At 41.4% G+C, this 8,999-nt stretch carries 13 protein-coding genes and 1 tRNA gene; 6 read left to right on the forward strand and 8 right to left on the reverse strand.

Translation table 11 applies throughout. The features are described from left to right. Nucleotides 1–365 (reverse strand): SDR family NAD(P)-dependent oxidoreductase (locus VK541_RS01030; protein WP_324366028.1); only part of this gene is annotated, 365 nt, incomplete at its 3' end. Nucleotides 366–443: 78 nt separating this feature from the next. Continuing rightward, nucleotides 444–1,004, reverse strand: coding sequence for a Crp/Fnr family transcriptional regulator (locus VK541_RS01035; RefSeq protein ID WP_324366030.1), 561 nt, complete (start codon nt 1,002–1,004; stop codon nt 444–446). 41 nt (nt 1,005–1,045) lie between these two features. Here VK541_RS01035 and VK541_RS01040 point away from each other — a divergent pair, with 41 nt between their 5' ends. Continuing rightward, nucleotides 1,046–1,378 carry a TfoX/Sxy family protein gene (locus tag VK541_RS01040; RefSeq protein WP_324366032.1) on the forward strand — a complete coding sequence of 111 codons (333 nt, stop codon included), beginning with the start codon at nt 1,046–1,048 and terminating at the stop codon, nt 1,376–1,378. A gap of 249 nt (nt 1,379–1,627) precedes the next feature. Here the strand turns inward: VK541_RS01040 and VK541_RS01045 are convergent. Beyond that, nucleotides 1,628–1,701, reverse strand: a tRNA-Pro gene (locus tag VK541_RS01045). Nucleotides 1,702–2,201: 500 nt separating this feature from the next. Beyond that, nucleotides 2,202–2,567: a hypothetical protein gene (locus VK541_RS01050; RefSeq protein WP_324366034.1), complete on the reverse strand. Its 366-nt coding sequence runs from the start codon at nt 2,565–2,567 to the stop codon at nt 2,202–2,204. A 220-nt stretch (nt 2,568–2,787) separates the two neighbouring features. On the opposite strand from VK541_RS01050, the gene VK541_RS01055 reads away from it, so the two are divergent. Further along, nucleotides 2,788–3,081: a hypothetical protein gene (locus VK541_RS01055; protein WP_324366037.1), complete on the forward strand. Its 294-nt coding sequence runs from the start codon at nt 2,788–2,790 to the stop codon at nt 3,079–3,081. A 286-nt stretch (nt 3,082–3,367) separates the two neighbouring features. Further along, the gene (locus VK541_RS01060; protein ID WP_324366039.1) at nt 3,368–3,919 is read left to right on the forward strand and encodes a dihydrofolate reductase family protein; all 552 of its coding nucleotides are present in this window, start codon (nt 3,368–3,370) and stop codon (nt 3,917–3,919) included. 34 nt (nt 3,920–3,953) lie between these two features. On the opposite strand, the gene VK541_RS01065 is transcribed toward VK541_RS01060, so the two are convergent. Genes VK541_RS01065 through VK541_RS01075 form a run of 3 tightly spaced genes read right to left on the reverse strand, consistent with a single transcriptional unit; the run spans nt 3,954 to nt 5,296 of the window. Continuing rightward, complete coding sequence (locus VK541_RS01065; protein WP_324366041.1) at nt 3,954–4,133, reverse strand: sigma factor-like helix-turn-helix DNA-binding protein; 180 nt, start codon at nt 4,131–4,133, stop codon at nt 3,954–3,956. A gap of 12 nt (nt 4,134–4,145) precedes the next feature. Next, a complete protein-coding gene (locus tag VK541_RS01070; RefSeq protein WP_324366043.1) occupies nt 4,146–4,736 on the reverse strand; it encodes a nucleotidyl transferase AbiEii/AbiGii toxin family protein in 591 nt (196 codons plus the stop codon). Nucleotides 4,737–4,789: 53 nt separating this feature from the next. Beyond that, the gene (locus VK541_RS01075; RefSeq protein WP_324366053.1) at nt 4,790–5,296 is read right to left on the reverse strand and encodes a helix-turn-helix transcriptional regulator; all 507 of its coding nucleotides are present in this window, start codon (nt 5,294–5,296) and stop codon (nt 4,790–4,792) included. 235 nt (nt 5,297–5,531) lie between these two features. Between VK541_RS01075 and VK541_RS01080 the strand changes: the two genes are divergently transcribed. Further along, nucleotides 5,532–6,182: an HD domain-containing protein gene (locus tag VK541_RS01080; RefSeq protein WP_324366045.1), complete on the forward strand. Its 651-nt coding sequence runs from the start codon at nt 5,532–5,534 to the stop codon at nt 6,180–6,182. Between the two features lie 46 nt (nt 6,183–6,228). Beyond that, complete coding sequence (locus tag VK541_RS01085; RefSeq protein WP_324366047.1) at nt 6,229–7,059, forward strand: helix-turn-helix domain-containing protein; 831 nt, start codon at nt 6,229–6,231, stop codon at nt 7,057–7,059. A 6-nt stretch (nt 7,060–7,065) separates the two neighbouring features. On the opposite strand, the gene VK541_RS01090 is transcribed toward VK541_RS01085, so the two are convergent. After that, the gene (locus VK541_RS01090) at nt 7,066–8,145 is read right to left on the reverse strand and encodes a TlpA disulfide reductase family protein (protein WP_324366050.1); all 1,080 of its coding nucleotides are present in this window, start codon (nt 8,143–8,145) and stop codon (nt 7,066–7,068) included. A gap of 316 nt (nt 8,146–8,461) precedes the next feature. On the opposite strand from VK541_RS01090, the gene VK541_RS01095 reads away from it, so the two are divergent. Beyond that, a complete protein-coding gene (locus tag VK541_RS01095) occupies nt 8,462–8,998 on the forward strand; it encodes a hypothetical protein (RefSeq protein ID WP_324366051.1) in 537 nt (178 codons plus the stop codon). Nucleotide 8,999 lies beyond the last annotated feature (1 nt).

The raw sequence follows: 8,999 nt of genomic DNA on the forward strand, positions 1-8,999 counted from the left end.
TTCACAGCAGCCAATGCGCCCCAATAACGGATACTGAAAAAATGCTGCGCTTCGCTCAGGTTGGTCCCGGAGAGGTGATTAAGCGTAAGGTTCTCCCCTGCCGTGTACACCAGGTGGTCAAAAGAACCAGCATGACCAAAAAATTGCTGAATAGCCGTCTCATCATTCAGGTTAACGGCCTCACCACTACATCCGCCAGGCAGTGTTTTTAAAGCCTGTTCGATCCGCATGGCGTTGCTGGATGCTATGACTACCTCAGCTCCAGCTTCCGCTGCTGCATGTGCTGTTGCCAGTCCTATCCCAGAGCTCCCGCCCAGTACAATTACCCGTCTATTTTTCAGAGCAGTACTAAAAGTTGTTTCCATTGTCTTATTTTTTATAAAGACAAAGGTCTGCCTACTGGTTCAATACGTACTTACCATTTGGTAAAAAGCAATACCTGCCTAGCGAATCTGACGACGGATACGGCTTAGTGACTGTGGGGTGATGCCCAGATACTCTGCAATGTGCCTGAGCGGTACTCTTTTAGCAATGCCAGGCTGGCTGTTTAAAAAATGCCGGTATTTCTCCTCTGCCTCTAACCCCAAATACTGGTTGCGGACATTAATTTTCTCGATCATGTGCCGTTTGATCTCCCCATTAATAGCCTGACGGATGACAGGAAACTGCTGGTACAGGTCCAGTAAGACCTCCCTGGTTACGCTATAAATCTCAGCATCGCAACTGGCCTGGATGAAAGCTTCGGTAGGAATCTCTTCGTCAAAACTCTGAACAATAGCTACCAGGTGTTCTTCATCATAGAAATAATGTGTCAGATCAACACCTTTTTCATTGATCGAACCGATGCGCACCACACCTTTTTTCACCCAAAATAATCTTTTCAGCGTTTTGTTGGCCGGATGCAGATATTCTCCTTCCTTATAAGTTTCAAGCTGGCATTGAGCACTGATGATTTCCTTTACAGCACTTGAAAACTGATCGAAAAAAGAGGGAATAGGTTCCATTGGAAAATTTTATAAATTTATAGCTGAAAATAACCAAATAAATGGCAACCGATCAAAAATATATAGACTTTATCCTCGACCAGATCCATCATCCTGCAGGAATTACCTATAAAAAGATGTTTGGAGAATACGGTTTATATGCCGGAGCCAGAATTTTTGCTTTAGTATGCGACAACCAGTTATTGATTAAGCCAACCGAAGCGGGCAAAGCATTTATAGTAAACCCAAACTTAGCGCCGCCGTTTCCCGGAGCGAAGCCGTATTTTTTAATTCAGGACGAATTGGAAGACCATGCATGGATTTCTAGCCTGGTTAAAGTCACTGTCAATGAGCTGCCGGATCCGAAACCTAAAAAGCCTAAGAAAACTAAATAGCAGGGAACTGGGCAAATCTAGGGGGCACACTGCAATATCACGGACAGGTACTCCCTGCTTTAAATATTTTATTCAATACATAGCTATACCCTTCGATAAATCGATAGTGATATAGAGCTTTGTATTAATGTTGTTTTCATATTGCATTGATATTTAAATTGTCATTTATGTTTTCCGGTATGGACTCGAACCACAATCTCCCAAACCAAAATCGGACGTGCTACCATTGCACCACAGGAAAATATATAGTAGAGTAACCCGGACTCGAACCGGGAACCTCCTGCTCCCAAAGCAGGTAATCTAACCAATTGATATATTACTCTAAAAATTGCTGCTAAAACAAAAAATCCCCTTAGATTTTCTAAGAGGATTCCTGTTTCAAATATTTTTATTCAATACATAGCTATCCTCTCCGACAAATCGGTTGCGGTATAAAGCTTTGTATTGTTGTTATTTTCATGCTGCAATATTACACAAATTTCTAATGATTCAAAAATATTTTCGTCGTGCTCAGTTATAAACAGATATTTTATTTCAGCAGTTTTTGCCTTTTTGTCATTTCGCATCAGGCCTGCGAATATCTTTCGCCTTATCAAAAGTAGCCAGACAACTATCCAGCGGTTGACCATCTTTATAAATGCAATCGCAGAAAATCTGGCATGCCGCGGGGTTTTTACTGGAAGCACATTGATTCCTGCACTCAGCTTCAGAGTTCCCCGGCACGATCTCATATAAATAGAAAGTACCGATGATCCTGAGTAGACAATCTCTGATTTTCAGGATTATAAGTCCAATAAATATCTGTCACAAATAGAGATTCTGCCTACTTGTAATAGTCCCATAACGCAACAAAAGTCCCTGTCTCCAACGTTGAAGTTAATTTAACCGGCCACCCGTCAGCGTTGTACTCATACTCGTAAAAACTTGGGTACAAAATTCCGTAACGATCGATGACAGTATTTTTTGTCCTGTTATTCGGATTAAAGTATTCATCAATATTAGTCGGAGAAATCAGCTTATAAAATGGGTTGGTTTTATTGTCGTATTCCCTGAGCTCAACCGCCGTACTGGCAAGTGTACCGTTATAATAATAGTCCTTTTCAATTTTTGTTACATTCCCCCCATCGTCCGTGATCAACCTGTCAATTGTAAACAATTCTTTAATGCCCCCGCTGCGCAGATATTCCATTTTCTTTGTTTTAATGAAACCTCTGCTATCATAGCTAAACGTGTGCACTGAGTTGTCTGTCCCTGATCCAGGACCTAATCTTTCTACCAGAACCTCGACAATCTGAGTCCCGCTGTATTTGAAAATATGTCTGAAAGATGGCTCCAGTGGATCTTTCCATCTGAGAGGAGGTGGTGCGGAAGCATTTAATGACAACACCAAGCCGTATAAATTAACGTAAATGAACAACGTAAACTGTGTTACGCTCCGCGCACTTTTGTTGAATCACGCCTCGACCATTGGATTTTCTGTAAATGGATACGGTTATATCGCCTTACCAAATAGTTATACTGGAAATCTTTACCAATATTCCCCGGCTAATGACGAGTGGAAGCCGATGGCGGCTCAAACAGACAATTACTTTGCACCACAAAATAGCTTTATACTCTTTGGAGACAACAATAAACTATATATCTATGACAGCGCAGAGGTATACCCGATGCTATTGGAAGCCGATGCATCGGTACTACAATAGAAGATTGCTAATCTAGCGATATTAACTTCCCATCTGGCAACAGCATACTGACTCGTACTTACCCTGTCTCCTGATTCATTAGTACATGTAAAACGGCGTAGCCCTCATGAGAACCAGAAATAAATAGAAAACACGAATAAATCCGCCATCTAAGGTTGTAAATGACAACTCATGTGATTTAATCTTTTGATGGCGGGTTAAAAAACACCTGCATATTGTCGCGATTGCACCTCACTTTTGTACCTCGCCTTCTTTAAATTTGGATGACAATTAAAGTAAGCGTACAATGAGAAAAGTAATAGCAGCAATCAATATGACCCTCGACGGATCTTGCGACCATACAGCAGGCATTCCGGATGAAGAAATACATCAACATTACACAGATCTGTTAAATAGTGGAGACACCATTCTATATGGAAGGATAACCTATCAACTGATGGAATTTTGGCGAACGATTTTAGAAAATCCTTCCGATAAAAAATCAATGAATGATTTTGCTGTTGCCATAGACAAAATTCCAAAAATTGTCTTTTCGCATGCGCTCAAAGATGTAGACTGGGACAGCGCAAGATTGTCAGATCAAGCTATTGAAGAAGAAGTTCTGGAACTCAAACAACAACCGGGTAAAGACATTTTAGTTGGCAGCCGGAGTTTAATTATACAGCTAATGAAACTTAATTTGCTTGATGAATTGCAGCTTTGCATTTACCCTGTTATATCGGGAACAGGTTTGCCATTATTTGAAAACATAAAAGACAGGACCCTTCTTAAACTCATAAATACTAAGACCTTTAGTGGTGGTGCTGTAATGCTTTACTACGGGCCGGGTGCTGGGTGATGCTTGCTCCGCTTGATCTAAAGCCATCAGCAGCTTATAAAAACGGGAGCGTAAATAAAGCGCCAAATTTGGTCCGCAAAACCTTCAGCGCCAGCGATACCTGAGTTTTTACAGTTTCATCACTAATTCCAAGTTGTATCGCAATCTGCTTATAAGAAAGCCCTGCAATTCTGCGCAGTTCAAATATCACCCGGTTACTACCAACGTTAATCACAAGAAAAATAGCTTATCTATCAGCCACCGCTGCTTCAATATCGGCTTTAATAAATTCCCAGTGCTTATCCAGAAGACAGATCGGATCAGGTTCGATATCTGCTTCAGTAAAATCTGCAAAGTTTTTAAGTATTGCCCCATCATCATGTGTCCATTCAAAACGTTGACGGTGGAATAATATCATGTCATCAATACTACAAGCACCAAGGAGTTCATGCAAGTCCCAAAAATCTTTTTTTCTTCCGCCTCTTTGTACAATATCCAGCTTCATCGCTACAATCTCCTCGACCGTAGCCATCCTTACGCCATCTTTTTCAATTAGATCCTGGAAGAAAGGATCCATAGAATAATATATGTCAATCTTGACTGCATTATTAACGTCAGTACCTATCATGTAGGATTTACCCATTCCCGCAATCCCTCCAAAAGTTCCTTTTACAAATCCAAAAGTACTTTTAAGAAACTCTTCTATGGCATCAAAATCGACACTACGATAAGGTGCGTCAGTAAAAAGATCAATACCAACTGACATTCTGTGTCCCAAATGTAAGCTCAAAGCTGTGCCACCTACCAGACGAAATTCACTCAACTCTTTAGCTTGCATTAACGTTAACAGGCTTTCTTTTAGGAGATCACTTACGGTATTCCAGTATAACATTATCTCATTTCTAAATGTGGCATGATAGGGAGACTATTTCCGGATATAGTAGAACGCCCTGTAACTTCTTTTATTCGCTCTTTGCCATAAAACCGGAAGATTTCCCTTTTTTCCTCGTCGTCCCCTCGCTGAAAAACTCTTTTAATAACATATTTATAATGTTGTTCCCAGTCAATCTTGTTAATATCAGTATCCCAAAAGAGCACCTTATTGATAATTGAAAAATCAGGGTGTACCAAAGCATTTTGCTTTTGCTTTTCTTTCCGGATATCATGATAAACTTGCAATATCATAAAAGTCCCTTCTTCGATATCCAGTGCCTTTTCAATCTTAAGGGCCAATGGAGTACTCATTCCTCGTTTACGCTTGATAATGGCATTGAGTGACTGTGGGTGCTCGCCAATAGAAAGCGCAAAAGGCCTTTGACTCAGCTTTCTTTTATTCAGCTCACGTTCAAATACCGCTCCCGGATGAATACCCTTAAATCTTTCGAACTCCTTTGTCATATACAAATGTAAACAATTTTGCTTACAAAAAACATCTGGTTACATATTCTGCTATCTCCTCATTACTCATCATCCAGCAAATCACCCTCAGGCTCGTTTTCATCCAGGTCAGCTGGATTATAAGGTACATATCGATGGATAGCTAACTAGGTATTTTTTGACATTCATTACGAACTTATTGATATTCCCTTTCCTTCAGTCAACCGGTAAATTTGTGTCATAAAACCTCATCATTATGGCAAATCAACAACATAAAAAAGTAGCGGGGATAGTAATCCCGGACAGCACCATTGCATCTCAGGCCACGGAGCTTTTGCTGGAGCATGGCACTGAGTTTATTTACAATCACTCCCTTAGGGTATTTTTATTTTCATCGCTAAATGCGCAGCGACGAAACCTCGTACATGACCCTGAATTACTGTATGTGGCTTCGGTATTTCATGATCTCGGGTTGGTTCCTCATTACAGCAGTGCAGATTTGAGGTTCGAAGTCGACGGTGCCAATGCTGCACTAGAATTTTTGAAGGGGCATGGGATTTCAGCCGAAAAATTACAGCTGGTATGGGACACTATTGCCTTACATACGACCATCGGCATCGCTGAACATAAAGAAAATGAGGTGGCGCTAATGTATAGCGGAGTCGGTTTAGACGTGATGGGAGAAGGCTATGAATACCTGAGCGATCATCACCGTGAAGAAATCGTCTCCGCCTTTCCACGTAATGATTTTAAGAATAAAATCATCCCGACATTCTTTGGCGGATTTGAACATAAAACTGAAACCACCTTTGGAAATATCAAGTCTGATGTTTGCGCGTTCATGATACCGAATTTCCAGCGTAAAAATTTTTGCGATTGTATCCTTCATTCCCCCTGGTCAGAATAATTATTCGATTGCAAATACTTAACTTTATCAACCAAGATCTATAAAGATGCATATTCCCCTGGAAGCCGATCTCGAAAACTCTTTTGCCATTCGTGCGATAGACCATAATATGGAAACGTCCAGCTGCCGGTTGAGCTATCATCGGATTATTCTGGTGGAAGAAGGTCAAGGATTGATGCACATCGACGACAAATACTATCCGCTCGCGGACAGGCAACTCTTTTTAATCTCAAAAGGACAGATTTTGGATCTAAATCCTGCCGGGATGATCAAGGGCCTGCAGATTTCTTTTGGTGATTGCTTTTGGGAGAGAGCACCCGCAAGCACAAACAATTGTAAGGCCGTTCTCTTTGATAGTCAGTCAGACAATCATTGCCTTGAATTGGATCAGGCCACAACTGACAGCTTGCTGGCTATCTTCTATTTATTAGAAGGAGAATTCCGTCAACCCGGCTACATCAATCAGCTGGATGCACTGGCTGCGTATTTGAAAGTGATCATGATCAAAATCGCCAACATAGCGGCTTCGTTTCAACCAGGATATGAGAATACTGAAAAGCAAATCTATCGAAGATTTCTAGCCTTAGTCGCCGGCAATGATCCCGGACATGATGTTGGTGTATATGCAAATAAACTGAACATCAGGCCGAGAAGATTAACAGAAATTTGCAAACGGTCTTCTGGCCGGTCTGCTAAAGAAATCATTAACGATCATCTGCTGGACGAAGCAAAACGATTCCTTCAATTTAGCAACGCCAGCGTAAAAGAAATTGCCTATCAGCTTAATTTTGCCAGTTCAGAGCAATTCAGCCATTTTTTTAAACGTAATCTGCATATAAATCCCAGTAGCTTCCGCTCAGCTGGGATTACGGGCTGAAGCACGCTATCGACCTGTGCCGTTCTGTTCGTTTCCGAATACTTCACGAAGTTTCTGATGAAGCCTTATCCCATATAGGTCTTTCGAGATCACCTTGCCCTGTGGATCGATGAGCAGGGTAAAGGGTACTCCAGATAAGTGAAAGTATGAAGCGATTTGGTTTTTCATTCCTTGAAGGTCAGACACCATGGTCCATGGCATGTGATCATCTTTAATGGCTTTTTTCCACTGTTCAGGTTCGTGGTCAAGGGAAATGCCGATGATGCTGAAATTTTTATCTTTAAAGGTATTGTATGCTTTCAGGACATTGGAATTTTCAGCGCGGCATGGGGCGCACCAGCTTGCCCAGAAGTCGAGAAAAACGTATCTGCCCCTGAACTCTGAGAATTTAACAGGCTTACCGTCAGGATCATTTTGTATAAAATCAGGTAGTTTAGCCCCAATTCTGCTCCTCTCGCTGATTGCCAGCCGTTCGGTGATGGCCTTTCCCTGGTCACTTGTCTTTACTTTCTTGCTCAGCAGGTTAAAGGCGATGACGGCATCATCATAGTCACCTGCTGCAGCTTTCTGAAGTGCCATCGATGTACTGATCACATGGTCGGGGTTAGCCTTTATGAATGCGTTTTCGCGTTCTGCCCAGATTATACTGACCTGGCTAAGGGCTTTTAAAAGGGTCATTTCCTGCACCCCTTTAGCGCCTTTCAGTCTTTCGTTAAGATCGCGCTTTTGTGCCCTGAGATCGTCAAAGGATTTATCAAGAGCCCGCGATTCGGCGTCGGTTTTGGACCCGTTCACGGTAATGCTGTCGATCCGCCCGGAAATGCTGATGTTTCCGGGTTCGATATAGAAAGGAAATGAATTTCCTGGGAGGAACAACATGGCTTTGCCAGGAGCAAGGCCGGTTTTTGACCAATTGAATTTACCGTCCAATACGTTGAGGGTATCGACTTCGAACGTTCCTGAACGCGAGTAAGCAAAGATAAGCTGTGTCTCCTTCATGTCAGTAAGATTTCCCTGAAGCGTAACGGTTTGTGCCATTGACGAACAAAAACAACCGATGAGCAATGTGAGCAGAGCGTATTTCATAAAAAGCATTTTTTAACAAGATACGGATTTGTCTGCAATGCCTGTGATAAATAGTATGAATCGTTTCAGCCTATCTTTCTGGTTAGCGCCACCAATTTTCTTTTCTTCAGCTTCTTATAAGCTAATCATTAAAATGAACTAAGCCATACGCTCAATAATACTTATAAAAACTCACTTCGCCCTGCCCCATTGAAGAACGGAGGACTAGAAAAGTCAATTCGAAAAATTATATGTAAATTCGATGTAGTGCATTTAACGCTTTGCCTGGATATTTATTCTTAATCTTAAAACTGCTGCCAGAAGACAATTTGCTAACATGAAATACAAATTACTTTTATTATTACTGCTCATGGCCTTCAGCATTAAGGCACAGAAAATCTCCCGACTGGACAAGGTTTCCTCAAATGACACCATTGCGCCCGGCCGAGCCATTATATGCGGGAGTTTTATACAGCGACTGGGTTTTAAAAGTGGCGGCTTCGCACAGGAAATATACATTGCAGACACAGCGACAAAGCAGATTTATGCATTCCGCGTCAAGCCAATTTTCAAATCAGAGAAGGATAATCTTTTCGCATATCACATCAAACCCGGCACATATGCGATACTAAAATATCAGTATTTGCAAAGCACCTGGTATGGCTCCAAGGATTTTCATGAACCTATCGTAAAAAGCAATGGCCCTTATTATATTTTCACAGTACCAGAAAATAGCTTAGTCAATTTAGGCATTTGGCATTTTGAAAAGCAACCAGGATCATTTGAAGATAGTTCACAAGAATTGACTGATAAACTGGCCCTTGAATTTAAAAACTTGAATATGAGTAATGCGGTCGTAGTACTTCCCAGATGAA

It is taken from the genome of Pedobacter sp., from assembly GCF_035317785.1.
Classification (GTDB): domain Bacteria; phylum Bacteroidota; class Bacteroidia; order Sphingobacteriales; family Sphingobacteriaceae; genus Pedobacter.

What these genes read in the sequence shown, in the direction of transcription:
- VK541_RS01060 (WP_324366039.1), top strand. Translation starts at nt 3,368, where the DNA reads ATGAGAAAAGTAATAGCAGCAATCAATATGACCCTCGACGGATCTTGC.
- VK541_RS01055 (WP_324366037.1), top strand. Translation starts at nt 2,788, where the DNA reads ATGAACAACGTAAACTGTGTTACGCTCCGCGCACTTTTGTTGAATCAC.
- VK541_RS01035 (WP_324366030.1), bottom strand. Translation starts at nt 1,004, where the DNA reads ATGGAACCTATTCCCTCTTTTTTCGATCAGTTTTCAAGTGCTGTAAAG.
- VK541_RS01040 (WP_324366032.1), top strand. Translation starts at nt 1,046, where the DNA reads ATGGCAACCGATCAAAAATATATAGACTTTATCCTCGACCAGATCCAT.
- VK541_RS01075 (WP_324366053.1), bottom strand. Translation starts at nt 5,296, where the DNA reads ATGACAAAGGAGTTCGAAAGATTTAAGGGTATTCATCCGGGAGCGGTA.
- VK541_RS01090 (WP_324366050.1), bottom strand. Translation starts at nt 8,145, where the DNA reads ATGAAATACGCTCTGCTCACATTGCTCATCGGTTGTTTTTGTTCGTCA.
- VK541_RS01095 (WP_324366051.1), top strand. Translation starts at nt 8,462, where the DNA reads ATGAAATACAAATTACTTTTATTATTACTGCTCATGGCCTTCAGCATT.
- VK541_RS01080 (WP_324366045.1), top strand. Translation starts at nt 5,532, where the DNA reads ATGGCAAATCAACAACATAAAAAAGTAGCGGGGATAGTAATCCCGGAC.
- VK541_RS01085 (WP_324366047.1), top strand. Translation starts at nt 6,229, where the DNA reads ATGCATATTCCCCTGGAAGCCGATCTCGAAAACTCTTTTGCCATTCGT.
- VK541_RS01050 (WP_324366034.1), bottom strand. Translation starts at nt 2,567, where the DNA reads ATGGAATATCTGCGCAGCGGGGGCATTAAAGAATTGTTTACAATTGAC.
- VK541_RS01070 (WP_324366043.1), bottom strand. Translation starts at nt 4,736, where the DNA reads ATGCAAGCTAAAGAGTTGAGTGAATTTCGTCTGGTAGGTGGCACAGCT.